The organism is Pseudomonas sp. BF-R-24 (assembly GCF_019947335.1).
GTDB classification, from domain to species: domain Bacteria; phylum Pseudomonadota; class Gammaproteobacteria; order Pseudomonadales; family Pseudomonadaceae; genus Aquipseudomonas; species Aquipseudomonas jessenii.
On the sequence record NZ_JAGYGG010000033.1, the window covers coordinates 44,633 to 63,113 of the forward strand.

The 18,481-nt window shown below is 54.7% G+C and carries 15 protein-coding genes and 1 pseudogene; 10 read left to right on the forward strand and 6 right to left on the reverse strand.

Annotation, left to right across the window (positions count from 1 at the left end; all coding sequences use genetic code 11):
- Positions 1 to 54 precede the first annotated feature (54 nt).
- From KGA98_RS22245 to KGA98_RS22265, 5 genes are all read right to left on the reverse strand, one after another.
- Positions 55 to 333: a DUF6966 domain-containing protein gene (locus tag KGA98_RS22245; RefSeq protein ID WP_223503832.1), complete on the reverse strand. Its 279-nt coding sequence runs from the start codon at positions 331 to 333 to the stop codon at positions 55 to 57.
- A 34-nt stretch (positions 334 to 367) separates the two neighbouring features.
- Complete coding sequence (locus KGA98_RS22250) at positions 368 to 715, reverse strand: hypothetical protein (protein WP_223503834.1); 348 nt, start codon at positions 713 to 715, stop codon at positions 368 to 370.
- A 39-nt stretch (positions 716 to 754) separates the two neighbouring features.
- Positions 755 to 1,663, reverse strand: a complete 909-nt coding sequence (locus tag KGA98_RS22255) for an immunity protein Tsi6 family protein (RefSeq protein WP_223503836.1) — start codon at positions 1,661 to 1,663, stop codon at positions 755 to 757.
- A gap of 74 nt (positions 1,664 to 1,737) precedes the next feature.
- Complete coding sequence (gene tri1, locus KGA98_RS22260; RefSeq protein ID WP_223503838.1) at positions 1,738 to 2,853, reverse strand: ADP-ribosylarginine hydrolase Tri1; 1,116 nt, start codon at positions 2,851 to 2,853, stop codon at positions 1,738 to 1,740.
- A complete protein-coding gene (locus tag KGA98_RS22265) occupies positions 2,850 to 4,340 on the reverse strand; it encodes a DUF6861 domain-containing protein (protein WP_223503839.1) in 1,491 nt (496 codons plus the stop codon). The genes tri1 and KGA98_RS22265 overlap by 4 nt, the downstream gene beginning before the upstream one ends.
- A 722-nt stretch (positions 4,341 to 5,062) precedes the next feature.
- Here KGA98_RS22265 and tssI point away from each other — a divergent pair.
- From tssI to KGA98_RS22315, 10 genes and pseudogenes are all read left to right on the forward strand, one after another.
- The gene (gene tssI / locus KGA98_RS22270; protein ID WP_223503841.1) at positions 5,063 to 6,916 is read left to right on the forward strand and encodes a type VI secretion system tip protein TssI/VgrG; all 1,854 of its coding nucleotides are present in this window, start codon (positions 5,063 to 5,065) and stop codon (positions 6,914 to 6,916) included.
- A 12-nt stretch (positions 6,917 to 6,928) separates the two neighbouring features.
- On the forward strand, positions 6,929 to 7,510 hold the full coding sequence (locus tag KGA98_RS22275; protein WP_223503844.1) for a DcrB-related protein: 582 nt from the start codon (positions 6,929 to 6,931) through the stop codon (positions 7,508 to 7,510).
- Positions 7,511 to 7,546: 36 nt separating this feature from the next.
- Positions 7,547 to 8,014, forward strand: coding sequence for a DcrB-related protein (locus KGA98_RS22280; protein WP_223503846.1), 468 nt, complete (start codon positions 7,547 to 7,549; stop codon positions 8,012 to 8,014).
- A 5-nt stretch (positions 8,015 to 8,019) separates the two neighbouring features.
- The gene (locus tag KGA98_RS22285) at positions 8,020 to 12,222 is read left to right on the forward strand and encodes an RHS repeat-associated core domain-containing protein (RefSeq protein WP_223503848.1); all 4,203 of its coding nucleotides are present in this window, start codon (positions 8,020 to 8,022) and stop codon (positions 12,220 to 12,222) included.
- 13 nt (positions 12,223 to 12,235) lie between these two features.
- Positions 12,236 to 12,754, forward strand: coding sequence for an SMI1/KNR4 family protein (locus KGA98_RS22290; protein ID WP_223503850.1), 519 nt, complete (start codon positions 12,236 to 12,238; stop codon positions 12,752 to 12,754).
- 275 nt (positions 12,755 to 13,029) lie between these two features.
- On the forward strand, positions 13,030 to 13,347 hold the full coding sequence (locus KGA98_RS22295) for a hypothetical protein (protein ID WP_223503852.1): 318 nt from the start codon (positions 13,030 to 13,032) through the stop codon (positions 13,345 to 13,347).
- Positions 13,348 to 13,614: 267 nt separating this feature from the next.
- Positions 13,615 to 14,049 carry a hypothetical protein gene (locus KGA98_RS22300; RefSeq protein WP_223503854.1) on the forward strand — a complete coding sequence of 145 codons (435 nt, stop codon included), beginning with the start codon at positions 13,615 to 13,617 and terminating at the stop codon, positions 14,047 to 14,049.
- 205 nt (positions 14,050 to 14,254) lie between these two features.
- A pseudogene (locus KGA98_RS22305) lies at positions 14,255 to 15,769 on the forward strand (RHS repeat-associated core domain-containing protein); the annotation flags it as partial.
- Positions 15,770 to 15,926: 157 nt separating this feature from the next.
- Complete coding sequence (locus KGA98_RS22310) at positions 15,927 to 16,517, forward strand: imm11 family protein (RefSeq protein WP_223503856.1); 591 nt, start codon at positions 15,927 to 15,929, stop codon at positions 16,515 to 16,517.
- A gap of 433 nt (positions 16,518 to 16,950) precedes the next feature.
- Complete coding sequence (locus KGA98_RS22315; protein ID WP_223503858.1) at positions 16,951 to 17,886, forward strand: hypothetical protein; 936 nt, start codon at positions 16,951 to 16,953, stop codon at positions 17,884 to 17,886.
- 41 nt (positions 17,887 to 17,927) lie between these two features.
- Here the strand turns inward: KGA98_RS22315 and KGA98_RS22320 are convergent, their stop codons facing one another.
- Positions 17,928 to 18,290 (reverse strand): hypothetical protein, encoded by a 363-nt coding sequence (locus KGA98_RS22320; protein WP_223503860.1) that lies wholly within the window; start codon positions 18,288 to 18,290, stop codon positions 17,928 to 17,930.
- Positions 18,291 to 18,481: the final 191 nt, after the last annotated feature.

Sequence of the window (18,481 nt, forward strand, 5' to 3'; positions counted from 1 at the left end):
GCGGTGCTGGCAGTCGTAAAGGCTGTCAGCATTGGTCTGCGTGGGTCGGCGAGTTCAGAGGCTTCCTGCGCAAAGTTCATAAAGGTCTGATAGCAGCCCTTGCAGTTCGTTGTTTTCGTCCAGCAAGGGTTTTGCGTTCTCATACAGAACAACGTCGTTGATTGAGCCCATGCCGCTGTACAGCGACATCAGTCGAGACAACGCGTACGCCGTATCCTGGGGCAGCGCAAGGCTGCACTCCTGAAGTCTGTCTGCCCATTGCGGGTGGCCGAATTTCCTCAGCAGTTCTGCTGTTCGGGCAAGGTTCGAGGAGATCTTGCGGATGTCTTTCATGGTGACAGCCCTGAGCCGTTGTGTTTTCGGTGGGTCACTTATCAACGCTCACAACGCTGACGGAGCCATTGTGCCAATCGACCGAGTAGTTGAGGCCATTCCAGTTACCTGCGATCAGTGCCCCGTTTTTGTCGCAGTGAAGACTCATGTAGGGTTTATCGGCTTGCGTACCATGGGGACTTTCCTGGACGTACCAAAGCACTTTTCCATGCCTGGATAGTGCAAGGATGTTTTTGTTGGAAATGACATTTTGAGGGGGGTCGATCAGGACCGCGAGCCTGTCGTCATGTTGCAAAGCGACTTTGACCGGGTGAGGCAGGTGAATGGGTTGATTCGCTATCCATAGGATTCCGTTGTTAACGCGGTACCACGTTTCGGTCATTACGTTACCTCTAGCGCTATCCGTGAAGTCGCAGCATTGCTATGTGCGTGGAAGACTTTCCGGCGGCAGACCATTAGGCAGCTGAATCTTCAGGCCGCGTGCAATCTGAATGCCTATGTAGAAGGCATCCCCCAGTGCGCTGGCAAGTTCAGGATCGTCGGCTTCAAACTCTTTGCTTGCCCAAACGCCGATAGTCAATTGGTGCAACCGGGCTTTATCTTTTTCAACGCCCAGCAACACGTTTTTGATGAATTGCAATTGGATTAACGAGCTTGAGTAAATCTGGAATTCTGGACAGCCGTTGTATCTCAGGGCGGTGATAGCTATCGCATTGTCGATGTAGTCGAGGGCCGTTATCGGAGTTTTCAAGAGGTGCTCCGTCCCGGCTCCAGTGGTTTGATTGCTGCGCGATGCCACGTATTCATCAAACATTCGAACCTGCTCTCCGATCGAGGCATCGTCCCGATAATAATCAACGTGTTTTCTATAAGTCAGGAATTGTTCCGATTGTGGTCCATGGGCCAGCAGCGAAACAATCGCTGCACATTGCATGAGCCAATAGATTTCGAATGAGGATTCGGTGCCTCGACAATAACCAATATCTGTCCCTTTGCCGTACAGGTCATGAGCCAGTTGGCTGGCTTTATCGCGGTTTATCGTGGTCTCTGATGTCCAGCCGGCCGGGTCATTCGCTATGACGAATACGCGATAACGCTGCAACAGGAGGGCATCCACAAGCGTCAGATCCGGGCAGGCGGGGGGCATCAGCGCTACAAAAACGTCTGGCTCACGATTGGTCGGCAGCCAGAACAGGTTCCTTTCCACTTGGGAAGGCGCCTTGTCCACTTCGGACAAGGCGGCTGCATCAACAACCTGCTCGGTGGGGGCGGGTGGAAGACCGGTCTTTTGCCTGAAAAGGGTTTTCAAGCGATGCAGCAGTTTTTCCACGGGATAGCCGTCAAGTATTTTGATTTTGAGGACGGCAATGCGCTGACAAACATATCAGGGGCTTATTTTCCGTGTCAGTGATTCCCATAAATCACTTCGTCCATCTCGTCATGAAGTGGGGCGCTTTCGAATAACTTCTGTGCCAGGTCTTGAATGTGTTCTGACCAAACGACCGTTTTGACCCATTCTTCAGGCATGCCCGTCACCCCGTAAAGCGCCCCGGCTATCTGGCCGGCGGTAGCTGCCACACTGTCGGCGTCGTCTGCAAGATTGGCCGCCAACAGGATTGCATCCTTGAAGTTGTCGGTGTTCCAGACCGCCCACAGAGCGGCTTCCAGCGTATCGATGACATAGCCGGAGGAGCGGATCTGATCGCGGGTTTTTTGTTTGTATTCGCCAGCGTTGATGATCAAGGGGCGGGGATACAAGGCGCGAACCATTGACGACAAGGTTTCTTCCTTGTCTGCGCCATTGAGGGCCAGGTGCAGTTGAGCGCCGAGCAGTTCGCAGCAATTTACCGCCTCAACAGCCCTGTGAGTGCAACGGCTTTGAGCCGCGCTTTCCCGCCAGGTGCCGGACAAGGAATGGCGACGGAAGATGGCAGTAGGTGCCAGCCTGATGATTGTTCCGTTGCCAGCTGTGGATGGGTGATCGTTGCCGTACCAGTCGACGCCCTGCGCCAACAGGCCTTCTAGCGCGGTACGAGTGGCGTTGCCAATATCAAAGCACTTCCCGTTATGGCTGTTCTCGCCATTTTTGTACCAGCGACAAAGCCTTTGCGAGTAGTCGAGGAAATCGAAATTATTGTTTGCTACGTAAGTGTCTGCGAGAGCCAGTGCCATGCTCGTATCGTCAGTCCACTCTCCCGCTTTCAGCTTGAAAGGGCCACCGCCAACCATGCCACTGACATGTTCACGATCACGGGGCAGAAACTCGAGCGTTGTACCCACGGCGTCGCCAATCGCGAGCCCCAGCAGGCAACCCTTTGCGCGGTCCAGTGCCTGCTCTTCAGTGAGGTTGCAAGGCCTGGAAGTCAGCCACTCAGGCTTCCTGTTCGGATATCTGGGTGCGTCCGGCTGCAACATAGGGTCCATGCGCTGACGCAGTTGAGGAGACGGAGGTGGGAGCAGGTGGTCGTAACGCTCGGTGTATTGGGTGAGCGCTTCGTTTGAGCTTCTTAGGTCAATCATAAGATCTCTTGGTATAGAAGATGGGTGACGGGCCCTGATTCAATTTTGTTAACGACTTGAAATTGCGTGCCCGGGCCAAACAGGACTTCTGCTTCGGGATGTCCCGAGAGAAAACTGATGTCTCGCCCCGAGGTGCCGCGGATCACATATTTAACATTCCCGTTGAACGCTTTTCCGGTCTCGGCGGAGGTACTAAAAAACGCGCCGTCACTCGTAGGGTGACCCATTCGTATTTTTGAAAGTATATCTGACGACAGAGAGGCACCTCTGTAAGTTTCAGGCCCGTGATACGGAGGAAGTTTGGATAAGCCTTCCTTGGCATGTGCGGCAAACGCTTCCATCTGTTCTGTCATCGGGGTCAGGCCGCGCAAGCCAGGGTTGATCCACGTATACCCTTCATTTGTCGTATAGCCGTGGAGAGCACCTATCTGGTCATCTGTTAACAATCTTGAACGCGACAGATCAGCTTGGTCGGCGATTCTTCTTCCATTTGCAATCCACCTTTCTGCAGTTTGTCGACCAACTGCATCTCTGAGTGACATTAGTGGCGGCGGCGCAGGGGTACGCTTGGTCTCAACCGGACGTTCCAATGTTTTTTGGGTTTCGGGGAGTTCCGCTTTCGCCAACGGCGCCGGCTCCCTCACCCGCAACTCATCCCGAGCCAGCAACTTCTGCTCATTCCTTGCCAGCCAACCCGCCAGCTCCTTGTTCGAAATCTCCGCCTGAAGCTTCGCACTGCGGGTCGCGATGCTTTCCATGCTGTTCATCACGCCCGCCTTCATCTGTCCCCGGGTCAGGTAGGTGACGATGGCGGTGAGTAGCAGCAGTACAAGTTGCTCCTGCCCGCGAGCGAGTTGTCGTGCCGCGCGTTCGACGCGTTCCTGTACCAGTGCAGCAGAACCGCCGCTGGGGTCCAGGCCGGACGGTTTGACGCCTTCTTCGGCGTGCCAGGCCGTAGCGATGCCTTCCTGCAAGGTCGAGAGGCAGGCGGGCAGGCCCTGGTAAAAGTATTCGGCGATGGCGGACAGGCCCAGGCCCATGAGAATCAGGTTACCGACCTGCAGACCGATACCGGCCCCGGCAGCAGCTCCTGGGGCAGCGCCGACGCCGAATGCGAAGGCCCCCGCTGCGCCGCCGGCCACGGTGCCGATCGCCACGCTGCCGCCGAGAATCATCGAGACTTCTTTGACCAGTTGCAGCAGCACCGGCAGGATCTGCTCGATTTCAATCGAGGCCCACTTGCGCTTGAGGTCCATCTGGATGATCGGGTAGGAGAGAGTCATCGCCTGATGCACCGCATCGATGCGATGACCGCCCATGTAGCCATAGGCCAGGCTCGCGCCATTGCTGACACGCCGGGTGAAGCCGTTCCAGTTATCGTGAACGCTCTGCAGGCCGTCATTGACGCCCTGGTTCAGCTCGTTGAATTTCTGGTCGAGGTTGCGTTCGACATCGGCCCAGCTGGGCACGTTGGCTAAAAGATCCATTTACTCGTCACTGTCCTTGGGGGTAAGGCGCTTCCTTGTTGCTGCGGTCGAGCTGTCGAATATCCGACTTCACATCATTGACAAAGTGATGGCTATCAGCCGCGCCCGCAGACTGCGGGGCGGAATAGAAAATTCAACATGGATCCCATTTTTGTTATTTGCGTTGCATTCAGCAATGGTGGCAATAAGGCATTAGTTACCGAACAATGGCTGCTAACTTCCTGTTCACCCTTGATATATCGGCGTTTCTGGCCGGTCAGCGTGGCTGATAATTATTTTTCAGGGATTGTCCTGAGCTGAGTTCGAAGTACGTGGAAGTTACCGCATACACGGCGTGCGGGTTGACACGGTGCATGACATGGGTGTCTCCTTCCCGCGTTCGAGAGCCTGTGATACTTGCAAACGCGTGACAAATTTCTCAAATTTTTTGCCGAGTGATGGCACTATCATACTGTCTTGGGGGCGCAGTTCCTGACGTGACATTTCGTGTAATCAGTTTCGCTCGACGTTTAAGCTAATTCGATGAAAATGAAGAGTCTTCTGTAGGTTGTCTCTTACAAAGCATGCAGATTGATTCATGCCGCAGTCCGAAAACATGGGGCGGCGAAGTGTTCACACTAATCAATGTTGTGGCAAACAGCGTTTTAACCCTCTTATCTGATTCGTTATGCGCAGTGGTTGAGAGAGGGCGGTAGCTTTCCACTGTTTTCAAGGAGATACACATGTTGATGGACCTTGCCGCAATGCTTTCCCCGCAGAATCGGCGCCTGTTCAAATTCAAGAACCTCGCCAACCCCGAACAGCAATTGTTGCTTGAGTCCTTCAAGGGGACTGAAGGTCTGTCGCGCGCGTACAACTTCGAATTGCTGCTGGTGTGCCAGGACTCCGGCGTCGAGTTGAAGTCGATGATGGGCCAGCACGTGGTTCTGGAAATCGAGCTGGCAGATGCCTCGCCTCGTTACCTGGCAGGCTACCTCACGCGGTTTGCCAGCATCGGCAGCGACGGCGGCATGGCGCGTTATACGGCGACGTTGAACCCCTGGTTCTCGATGCTGAAGAACCGCTTCGACACTCGCATTTTCCAGGGCTGCACGGTGGAAGATGTCGTCACCCAGGTATTTGCGTTGTGCACCTCGTTTTCCCGCCACGAATTCCGGCTGAGCAAGCCGCTCAAGCATTACACCTACATCACCCAGTACCGCGAATCGGACTTCAATTTTGTCCAGCGTCTGCTGGAAGAAGAGGGGATGTTCTATTACTTCGAGCACACCGCCGAAGGCCACACCATGATCATCTGCGATGACTCCAGCACGCTGGTGCCGTTACCTGAGCAGCCGCAAATCCGCTTCCACACGGCATCGGTCACCGAGACCGCCGACTCCATTACCCAATGGAGCGGCAACCGCCAATTGCAGTCCGGGAAAATCGCGGTCCAGACTTTCGATTATCGTCAGCCGTCCAATCGCTTGCCGGTCGCCATGAAGAGCCTGAACAAGCAGGGCGATGTCGACGTATTCGAAATCTACGACTTCCCCGGCCAGTACACCCACGGTACCTACGACGAAGGCGAAGCGCTGCTGCGGCTGCGGGTCGAAGCGCTTGAGCTCAAGGGCAAGAGCTTTCATGGCGCCAGTAACTGCCGCGCGATGAAACCCGGATACACCTTCGAACTGCTGCAGCATTACGATCACGATCAAGGCCCCGCCGAGGATCGTCAGTTCCTGCTGATGAGCGTCGAAAGCGAAGGCCACAACAACTACCTCAGCGGACATCAGGCGAGCTACTACAACGCCTTCTCCTGCGTGCGCAAAAAGATCGTCTTCCGTCCTCAACTCACCACACCGCGCCCCACCATCTCCGGCCCGCAAACCGCGATCATCGTCGGCCCGCCGGGGGAGGAAATCTTCACCGACGAACTCGGCCGCGTGAAGGTGCAGTTTCACTGGGACCGCAAGGGCGAGCACAACGACAAGAGCTCCTGCTGGGTCCGCGTCGCCCAGGCGGGGGCTAGCGGCGGTTTCGGCAGCATCCAGATTCCCCGTGTGGGTGATGAAGTCGTGGTGGTGTTCCTCGACGGCAACCCAGACCGTCCACTGATCATGGGCAGCCTCTACAACAGCCAGAACACCCCGCCATGGTCGCTGCCGGCAAACAAGACGCAAAGCGGGTTCCTGACGCGGTCGATGAAGGGTGACGGCGGCACGGCGAACTTCTTCCGCTTCGAAGACAAGTCCGGCGCCGAGCAGATCATCATGCATGCCGAGCGCAACATGGACACCGAGATCGAGGTCGACGAGACCCACAGTGTCGGCAGCAACCGCACGATCACCGTCGGTGGCACGCACACCGAAACCATCAAGAAAGACACGGTGATGAATGTCCAGGAAGGCTCGCTGACGATTCTGGTCGACAACCAGTTCATTCAGGTCAGTGCCAAACAGCACATCATTCTTCAGGTGGGGGACAGCAGCATCACTCTCACGCCGGACGGCATCGAGATCAAGGGCAAGGCGATCACCACTACGAGTACCGGAACGACCCAGATCACCGGTTCCGAGGTCAGGGTCAATGACTGAGGTAGTGGCGTCATGATCAGAACCAGCCTCTACGATCGGATTTCCGAAAAACGCATTGCGCAGGAAGAAGCTGCACGCATTGAACTACAGAACGCGCCGGTCATTGAACCCCAGCCGGAACCAGAACCCGAACCTGTGGTGGCGCTGCAAGACACGCCCTGCAGTTTCACTTTCGGTGGCTTCAACCTGGCATTCCCGACGGGGTTCAATTTTCGCGAGGTCCAGACCACCCTCGAGCACGAAGGCGAGTCGGTCAGCCTGACGATCAAGCGTCGTGATGTGCAGCAGGGGCAGACCCTGGAGCAACTTTTCGAGGCATCGGTGCAGGCGTTTCGCAAGGACCATCCAGACGTGCGCATCATCCGCCAGCGCGATGTCAGTGTGGCCGGCAGTGCGGCGAAAGCCGTGGATCTGCATTTCAAGTCCGGTCGTGCCGATCGCCACGCTCGCTTGGTCGGTGCCCTGGTGCCTGTCGCCGGACGTGACGATGTGCAATGGCTGACTATTGCTTGCGAGATTGATCCGGCCCGGCCCGCGCTCAGTCTCTGGCTGGTTGATTTTGACGGCATGCTCGACGGTCTTGCCGTCCGCTGAACGCCTAATTTTTTTGATTCAAGGAAGTTACCCAGAATGGATTATGAGTTGCAGGAAGGCAGCATCGCGTTGCCGCAAGGTTTCCAGGACCGCACGGTAAACATGTTTGTACTGGGGGCGAGTATTCCGGCGCCGTTGAGCATCACCATTTCCCGGGACGCATTGCTGCCCGGCGAGGTGCTAAAAGCCTACGTCGAGCGTCAGATCAAGATGCTCGCGTCCAGGCTGCGCGGCTACACACTGTTGGGCAAGAAGGCCGTTGCGCTGTCGACCACGGCGCCGATAGAAGGCGTGCAGATCGATGCGTATTACATGACCGATGGCCGACCTTTCTATCAGCGCCAGGCAGCGTTTCTGATCGAGCCCGGACGCGCCATCATTTTTTCCACCACAGCCCAGGCTGACTTCAGCAGCGAGCAGAACCAGAACTGGATTGACCTGCTGGCGAGCTTTCAGCCTCGCCAGCCCGGCGGCCCCAAGACCGACTCCAGCGCGCAGGAGTAACGGCCATGTTTGAAGCCGCAAGGTTTGGCGATGAACTGTCGCACACCAGCGCCCTGGGCGGATTTCTCATCGGCGCGGCGCTCGGCATAGCGCTGGTCGCCACGGTGGCGATCGCAACGTTCACTTGTGGGTTTGGCGTGGCTTTGTTGGCGGGTTTGGTCGCAGGCGTCGGAGGTAGCCTGCTCACCGCGGCCGGGGAGAAGATAGGCAGTATGTTTTCTTCACCCGCGGGGACCATCGTCACCGCGTCGCCCAACGTCTTCATCAACAGCCGCAAGGCGGCCCATGTCGAACAAAGCACGGGCGCCTGCGACAAGCATCCCGGCCCGGTAAAGGTCGCCGAAGGCTCGACCAACGTCTTCATCAATGGCACGGCCGCCGCCCGCAAGGGCGACAAGATGACTTGCGGCGCGACCCTCTCCAGCGGTTCGGACAACGTCTTCATCGGTGGCGGAACTCACCGCTATCTGCCAGTGGACGACGAGATCCCCGGCTGGCTGCGGACCACGGTCGACATCCTCATGGCAGTCGCCGGCGCAGCGGGCGGTATCGCCCAACTGATCAAGGCCGGGACCCAGGCCGGCATGAAAGCCGTCATGCCCTGCGCCCTGAAATTCACCGCCGGGTTCGTCGCCGGTGAGGTGGCCTCGCGTTACGTCGTCGGGCCGGCCATCGAGCGTGCGGTGGGAGGCTTGATCGGCAACCCCGTCGACGCCACCACCGGCCGCAAGGTCATTCCCGACGAAACCGACTTCAGCCTGCCGGGCCTGATGCCGATCCAATGGTCGCGCTTCTATGCCAGCGACCTGAGCGTCGACAGCGTGCTCGGCAAGGGCTGGGTCTTGCCCTGGGAGCAAAGCCTGCGTCGCAGTGGCAGCTTCGTTTACCTCACCGACAGTCAGGGGCGCAGCGTTCCGTTCGTGGATGTGCAACCGGGGGAGCGCATCTACAACCCCCATGAACAGGTGTACCTGGTCTGCACCGAAGGCGGCCACTACCTGCTGCAAACCCTCGACAACAGCTTTTTCTACTTCGGCGAAGTAGCGGACGACAATGTCCCGGTACCGCTGCACCGCATCGAAAACGCCCTGGGCCATTTCCTGCATTTCACCCGCACCGCCGAGGGCACGCTCACTGACATCAGCGCCACCGGTGGCGTGCGGGTGCACCTGCATTACGACAACCCGCTGGGCCGCCTGACCGACGTCCGGCGCGTGGTCGACAACGAGGCCGTTGAAACCCTGGTGCAGTACCGTTACGACGACAACGGCCGGCTCGCTGAAGTGATCAACCGCAACGGCGATTCACTGCGCCGTTTCAGCTACATCGATGGCGTAATGGCCAGCCACAGCAACGCCCTGGGCCTGACCTGCAACTACCGCTGGGAACACCTCGACGGCCAACAGCGGGTAGTTGAGCACTGGACCAGCGATGGCGAGCGTTTCCAGTTCCGCTACGACACCAAGGCCCGCGTCACGCGAATCACCGACGTGCTCGGGCGCGAAGCCGAGATTCACTACAACGCCGATCATCGCGTCACCGCCAGCCGCGACTTCGGTGGCGAGCACTACGTCATCGACATCGATGACACCGGCAACATGACCGGCCTGACGCTGCCCGACGGCAACAAGCTCCAACTCAAATACGACGAGTACTCACGCCTGCTCGAAGAGACCGACCCGCTCGGGCGCACGATCAAATACCGCTATCACCATCTGACCCCGCTGGTCACCCAGGTGGACTACCCTGACGGCAGCACCTGGCAAGCCCGCTACGACGACAAGGGCAACCTCATAGCCGAAGTCGATGCCCTCGGTCATACCACCGAATACCTCAACGGCGATGACGGCCTGCCACACACCATCATCGATGCGACCCGCAAGTCCAAATACCTGTGGTGGAACACCCTGGCCCAGGTCGAACGCTTCCAGGATTGCTCGGGTAAGAACACCACGTACCGCTTCGACGAGCGTCAGCACCTGGTCGCCGTCACCGACGCGCTGGGCCAGACCACCGAACTGCAACGCAAGCCCGACGGCGAAGTGCTGCGCATCCGTCATCCGGACGGCAGTGCCGAGTTGTTCACCTACAACGCCCTCGGCCAGGTGCTGACGCACACCAATGGCATAGGCCAGACCACCCGGCTGCTGCGTACCGCCCGGGGCCTGCCGAGCAGTCGTCAGGACGCCAAGGGCCAGCGCATCCGCTACGAATACGACCCGGCGATTCGCCTGACCGCACTGATCAACGAAAACAACGCGGCGTACCAGTTCGCCTACGATGCGTCCGACCGGTTGATCGAAGAAAAACGCATCGACAACCTGACCCGGCGCTTCAGCTACAACCTCGGCGGGCATCTGACCCAGGTCGACGAAACCGGCTACGGCGAACGCGGCGAGCGGCCACAGCGCCGCACCGAATTCGAGCGCGATCGCATTGGCCGGTTGCTGGCCAAGCTCAATGCCGACGCGCGGCAGGATTATGTATATGACGATGGCGATCGCTTGCTATCGATCCAGCGCCTGCCAACCGCGCAGGGCAAGCAAATCGGCGTCAGCGAAGAAAAGCTCGAATTCTCCTACGATCTGCTTGGCCGTCTGATCCAGGAGACCACGGCGCAAGGCGCCTTGTCCTACGACTACGATCCACTGAGCAACCTCACCACCCTGACGTTGCCCACCGGCCAACACCTCAATCACCTGTACTACGGCAGCGGCCACCTGCACCAACTCAACCTCGACGGCCTACTGATCAGCGACATCGAGCGCGACGATCTGCACCGCGAAGTCCTGCGCACCCAGGGCACGCTCACCAGCTGCTTCGGCTACGACGCCATGGGCCGCAAGAGCTGGCAGTTCGCCTCGCGCCTGCCGGCGGAAAAACTCTCACGCCTGCACAACCCCGGCATCCAGCCCGACCTGCTGGTCGAGCACGCCTACAACCCGATCCACCGCCGTCACCAGTACGACCCGGCCGGCGAACTGACCCGCACCCTCGACAAACTGCGCGGCGAGATCAAGTACCAATACGAAGCCAACGGCCAGTTGCACAGCCGCGACACCGGCCAGTTGCTCGACAGCGAAGAATTCCGCTACGACGCCGCGGCGAACCGGCTGAACTTCAACACCAGCCAGTTTGATCACGTCAAGGACAACCGCCTCAAGCGCTGGCGCGACCAGGAATATGCCTACGATGCGTGGGGCAATCTGATTGAAAAGCGCAGCGGCATGGGCACGCTGCAGACGTTTGGGTATGACTGTGAAAATCGCCTGGTGCGGGCTGAGACCTTGGTCAACGGCAAGCTGGAAAGTACCGGTGCGTATCGGTACGACAGCCTGGGCCGGCGGGTGGCAAAGGTTTCGCAGGTCAACGGTCAGACCGAGCAGAAGCGTTTCCTCTGGCAAGGCCTGCGCATGCTGCGCGAAGAGCGTCCGGGGCAGAGCCGTCTGTACCTCTATGAGCCGGGGAGTTATGCGCCCTTGGCGCGGGTCGATCAGGCGGAAGGTGAAGAGCAAAAGCTTTACTACTTCCATACCGATCAGATTGGTACGCCGCTGGAGATGACCGACGCGGACGGAAGCATTGTCTGGCAGGCGACGTACAAGGCGTGGGGGGCGGTGGAAAAGCTGGCGGTCAATGAGGTCGAGCAGAACCTGCGGTTTCAGGGGCAGTATTTCGACGACGAGACGGGGCTGCACTACAACACGTTTCGGTATTACGATCCGGAGGTGGGGCGGTTTGTAACGCAGGATCCGATTGGGTTGTTGGGTGGCTTCAACCTTTACCAATACGCTGCGAATCCAATCGCTTGGATCGATCCTTGGGGTTGGAGCGCAAAACCGTCTCATTCACCAGATATATCAAAATGGCTGGAGAAAGGCGGTTCGGTACATTCAGAAATTGAAGGGCGGACGTGGGTATACAGTGATTGGGAGGGCAACAGTGTCAGGTACCCGAATGGACATCCAGACTTTACACCGTTCGAACGTCAACAGATTGATGTTCCGGACTTGAAAGGAAATCACGGAAAAAATCCGGGTGGGGATTTCGGAAAGGCTGATGCGCTTGCTCCTAAAGGAAGTGCAGATTACACGAAGAATACTTGGCATCATCATGAAAATATGAAAACGATGCAGGAAGTTCCTAAAAAAATTCACAACAGGTTCACTCACTCCGGTGGAGTGAAAAATATGAAATCCACTTGCTAAGGTAAGGTGTAGTATGCCAGTAGTGTATAAGTCAGGATTGAAGTCTGCAGATGTTGATTATATTGAAGTGGAAATTAATAGGGCGCTCCCAGTTGGGTATAGAGATTTTTTATGCAAAATGAATGGGTTTTACTTGACAGCGCCTGATTACGCGCAGATCCCATTAAGTGCTGTTGATGAAGGGGTTATTAGTTTTGATCGTTTTTTTGGACTTTTGCCAGAGGAAGATTGTAATGATGTAATTTGTTTTAACAAGGAATTTATTGAGGAGCTTGATTTTCTCGACGAGGCTGTCGCTATTGGCGAGGATGGAGGAGGAAATCCTTACGTAATGGTTGGTAAACGTGGCGAAAAAGGAGTTTATTATTGGGATAGAACTCATCTTCATGAGTCTGATTTAAAGAATGATTTTGACATCCCGGAGCAGAACGATTCTGGGAACTTGTTTTTTGTCTCTGGGAGTTTTGTTGAGTTCTATGATTTGATTGTTAAGTGTGTGGGTGGTGCGCCGGCTTTTATAGAGGAGATTTAAAGTTTTTTTGTTTTTTACTTTTTTGATGATTCTGGCTTTGTGCGAAAAATCCGTCACTCCACGTCATATCATTCCTAAAGAAATAATGAAGAAATAGCCCCAAATGTTTGATAAGGCAAAATCGACAGGGTTTATGCCTGGTGGCCCCTCAAACGGTATCGAGCGGCCACGAACAAAAGAATTGGCAAAAACACTCAATCTCCCGGGACACTGGAGTAATCACGTAGATTACAGTAGTTTTAAAAAACTGCAAAATTCAGCGTGTTGAGGTGAATGTGAAAACATATAGTATTAGGGAAGTGTTGGAAGGTATACATGTAATACCAGATTCATGGTTTTATTTGCCAAATGCGCCATGGACGTTAGATACGAGGGGGGCATTTTCATTAGATAGCCGAGATTTTCCTCCTGGGTCAGCCGACTATTTACCGCCACAAGTGGCGAGCGATGGCTGGAAAGAAACATTGGATACTCCCATGATTGAGGATGTGATTTCCAATGCAAATCAACAGTTGATGGCGGCCGCGACGGTAGAGGATTATTTTGAGGCGTTTAAGTTTTACTATGAGAATGATGCATTCAAGGTTTTTTAGTCGTTGTTGTTCGGCTAATTTTGGTATTTGAAAATTTAGCATTATTCCGAGGCAATTTAGAACGGTGCGGAAGGTAATGCCAAACCGCTCACTTATAACGTCCTAGACCTAGCGTTGACGCACACCGATGGCAAAGGTCAGGCGGTGTGCGTGCTGCGCACCGCCCGAGAGATTTGTTCAGTGGGGGTTGAAAGATTTATTAGATGGTGCGAATTAATAATCGAAACTCTGGACGTTCTAACTGGGCTATGAGTTGCGGGTTAGCATATGATTTCGAAAAAATTGATAGATTATTGTAAGCAACAAGGTTGGTGGTATGATGACGTCAGCGCTGATTATGAAATAGAATTAAAAAAAATTGGCGTTGATACGTCAAGCGATTTCAGTCAGTTCTATCTTCACGTTGAGGATGGGCCGACTTTTATGAATCGTGGCAAAGAGATATATCAAATTTGCTGGTTTTCAAAAAATACCAACTTTGATCTGGCGCTGAAACGAACTCATGAAACGCTAGGGGTTCCTATTGAATATCTTCCACTTGATAGTTTTGAGGGTGAGAGTGGTTTTTTTTATAATAAGCTCACTGGTGAAGTTGTCGAGCTTTCTCTTGGCGGTTCATTATCCGAATTTAAGCAGGGGGGGCTCAAACCCCAATGGACAAATTTTAACGACTTCTTGGAAAGTTTTTTTGAATTAGGTTGAAGGGGGTGTTTATTAGTTTTTCGTGGCTTATTCGATTCTAAGGTTAGGAGGCGGTTTGGAACTGCTTGCATGTAACTATTAGAATCACATTCATCAGAATCTTTAATAATGAGGTATCCGGTGGCTGAAGTGTCCTTTCAGCTACCGTGTTTTTGTCTCTCGCCAACGATATCGTTTTTCTATTTGAGCCAAGCTCCCGGCGACCCAATTAGAATGTGTCTACGACCAGTTCGGTCGCCTGATCCAGGAGACCACGGCGCAAGGCGCCTTGTCCTACGACTACGATCCACTGAGCAACCTCACCACCCTGACGTTGCCCACCGGCCAACACCTCAATCACCTGTACTACGGCAGCGGCCACCTGCACCAGCTCAACCTCGACGGCCAGCTGATCAGCGACATCGAGCGCGACGACCTGCACCGCGAAGTCCTGCGCACCCAGGGCACGCTCACCAGCTGCTTCGGCTACGACGCCCTGGGCCGCAAGAGCTGGCAGTTCGCCTCGCGCCTGCCGGCGGAAAAACTCTCGCGCCTGCACAACCCCGGCATCCAGCCCGACCTGCTGGTGGAGCACGCCTACAACCCGATCCACCGCCGCCACCAGTACGACCCGGCCGGCGAACTGACCCGCACCCTCGACAAACTGCGCGGCGAGATCAAGTACCAATACGAAGCCAACGGCCAGTTGCACAGCCGCGACACCGGCCAGTTGCTCGACAGCGAAGAATTCCGCTACGACGCCGCGGCGAACCGGCTGAACTTCAACACCAGCCAGTTTGACCACGTCAAGGACAACCGCCTCAAGCGCTGGCGGGATCAGGAATATGCCTACGATGCGTGGGGCAACCTGATTGAAAAACGCAGCGGCATGGGCACGCTGCAGACGTTTCGTTATGACTGTGAGAATCGGTTGGTCCGGGCCGAGACGCTGGTCAATGGCAAGCTGGAAAGTACCGGTGCGTATCGGTACGACAGCCTGGGCCGGCGGGTTGCCAAGGTTTCGCAGGTCAATGGTCAGACCGAGCAGAAGCGTTTCCTCTGGCAAGGTCTGCGCATGCTGCGCGAAGAGCGTCCGGGGCAGAGCCGTCTGTACCTCTATGAGCCGGGGAGTTATGCGCCGCTGGCGCGGGTCGATCAGGCGGAAGGTGAAGAGCAGCAGCTTTACTACTTCCATACCGATCAGATTGGTACGCCGCTGGAGATGACAGACCGAGAGGGGCGGATTGTTTGGCAGGCGACGTACAAGGCGTGGGGGGCGGTGGAAAAGCTGGCGGTCAATGACGTCGAGCAGAACCTGCGGTTTCAGGGGCAGTATTTCGATGACGAGACGGGGCTGCACTACAACACGTTTCGGTATTACGATCCGGAGGTGGGACGGTTTGTTACGCAGGATCCGATTTCTTTATCAGGAGGCATGAATTTTTACTCGTATGCACCAAGCCCTAATAACTGGGTTGATCCATTAGGTTGGTGTTCTACGAAGTTAGGTAACAACATGGGAGCAAGCCCCGGCGATGGAATGGCGAATCACCATTTGATACCCGAAGAACTGATAAAAAGCACTCAGTTCAAAAATATGTTTGGTAGGTTGAAGAAAATTGGTTGGGATCCGGATGGGGCGTCCAATGGGATTTTCCTGCCTGGCTCAAAAGATCTAGCAAAAACTACTGGCATGCCAGGGCACTGGTCGAATCACGGCCAATACACTGAAGCTGTAAAAAACAAGTTGGTAAAACTTAACAACAACCTAAATAGTTTAACTGATATAGATCTGGCGCTTGGCGTGAAGAATGTCCAAGCGTGGGCTGCTCAGGGTCTAGAAGGTGGGCTATTTAAACTTGACGCCATAACCGGTCGGTTGCTTTAAAGGTGGAAAAATGAACGATATATATATCATTAGTTATGAGCCGGATGGTGAGGGTGCGCCATATTTCTTTGATTTGAGTTGGGTTCCCGATTTGCCAACCTTTCACTATCCCTCCGAAAACCCGGTGCAAGGTTCTTTAAGTTCCTGCTATCGAGCTATGGCTGATGTTTCGCAATTAACGGCAGATTGGTTGCCGGATCATTTTTTGGCGTCCAAAGATTTTTTGGACGTCTGCGATGCTTTCGAATGCAAGTACGTTAGCAGACCAGTTGAACTTTTTACTCAAGGGGTGATTGAGCAAGATAAATCATATTTTTTCTTCGCTGTTGTCGAAAGGCTGAGAGCTATGGATTTGGATAATTCTTCTTTCATGCTGGATAGTAATGTGAAGTCAGACGATTTTAAACGTCAAAATTATGAGCGTATTGATAAACTTGTCGTCTCGGAAAATATCGAATCTGACTTGTTCTATTTTGAAGAGATTCATGAGGTTGTTTGCTCAGATCGCTTCTTTAAGGAGTGTGTTAATAAAAAAATCCATGGTCTTACCTTTAAAAAGATAGATGATGATTATCGGTATGCACCATGGGATGATTTTTAGTTATAAAAAATCCAAGTCTGGCAGGTAACTGCCAAACCAATTGTAGACAGACTGAGTTAAACCGCCCAAATGATCGAAGGTTGGGACAAGAGGGGCAGGGCCTAAACGCCTGTTCTCAAATGCAGTGTCTGCTCAGTGATTTGAACCGTTTTGTCGGTAAAGGGCGTGAAGCGATGAACACAGCAAGAAACGGTGGCTATAAGCATGATGAGCAATGACAAATGATGTGGAAAATGAATCATTCCATCCAGCGAGATGCTAAATAATTTGGACAGTCCTTTGACTCTGTGAGCAATGGCCTGAACCGTACAACCTGTATCTGAAGGATTGCAATGGAGTCGACAGTGTATTCGCAGGCAACGCCTCTCAATGAGACATAGTCGTCTGGATTACGGCGTTTTATAAAACCAACTACTAGGGAAGTAACCCTCTCATGCAGCAATCACCCACACCCGCTCCAACAGTGACAGGTCAACTGATCACTACCTTCCGCCACGGCAAAGGCTTTCTAGTCTTCATGCTGTTGTTCGCAGTCGTCTTGTTGTGCCTGGCGGGATTTGTGCTGTACCTGGGTACCATACTGCCAGCGGGCAGTTCCGGGGCGAACACCAGTCGTGGTTCCAGCCCGCAGTTGCTGATCTACTCCGTCAGTGGCCTGCTGGTCGTCATTTCGGTGGTCCTGTTCGGGCTTTATTCGTGGCAGAGGAAGTTGCGCGGGACCCATTATGAGGTTTACGAGCACGGTATTGTTGCTGTCACTGGAAAGCAGCAACAATTTACGGCGTTTGCTGAAATTGAAGATCTTTACCTGTTCAGTTCGGGGCAAACGGCATTCACTGGCCTGATCACCAACCTGGCGTATCGGCGTAATGAAAGTGAGCCATTTCATCGGGTTATCGAGTCGCTGAAAGGCTTTCAGAATTTCCAGCAACTGGTGCGTGAGTTACACGTCCGCGAGCGTCTGCCGGTTGTGATGAACAAGCTTGAGTCTGGCGCCGCTGTGACTTTCAAGTATGTGCCGACCGGGCAAGTCTGGCGCAAGCGAATCGCAGGGGATTTCCTGAATGTCGTCACACAAACGATTCTTGTGACACCCGAGTTTCTGGAAGTTGACGGGCGGAAAGTCCCGGTATCGACCCTTTCTTCTGTCGATTTAAATGCGTGGAGTGAGAAGGTCACTCTAAAAGACGAGGCGGGGAATCAGATTCTATCAACGGTGTGCACCGGCATCATGAGCCATGACCTGTTCCTCACGACACTGGATGTGCTGCTGGATGCTCAACGGGCCAGCAGCAGTGAGACTGTCGAGAGCCTGGCCTGGGGATCTCAAGGTACCGTCAGGCTGAACAACACAAAAAAAACCGGCTGATCAGGCCGGTTTTTTTGTGGGGCAGTGGTAGAGCAACTTGTTCAGGCAGTGCGATTCTTGATCAGACGATCCGAGCCACCTTCGGCAACGCGATTCTGCAGCAGTTTGTCAGAGCCACCTTCGGCAACGCGGTTCTGCAGGAGCTTGTCGGAACCGCCTTCGGCAACACGGTTCTGCAGCAGTTTGTCCGAGCCACCTTCGGCGACGCGGTTCTGCATCAGCTTGTCGGAGCCATCCGCAGCGACGCGGTTTTCGATCAGGCGATCGGAACCACCCTCGGCCACACGGCTTTCAATCAGACGATCCGAGCCGCCTTCGGCGACCACAGGTTGAGCAGAGGTAGCGGCGAAAGCGTTAACTGCGAAAACCGAGAAAGCGATGCCGAGAAGGGTTTGGCGTTTCATGATCGTGTGCTCCGGGGTGCTTATGGGTTGGTATGGAGCAGATGTTACGCCGGGGATTTTTTAAGAGAACTTCATTGAATTGATGGTGACTATTGACGCAGTCAATGGTGGATTCGGTGATCCCTTGTGGGAGCGGGCTTGCTCGCGAAGGCGTCGGCATTGCCAGCAATGTTGTCGACTGACACAACGCC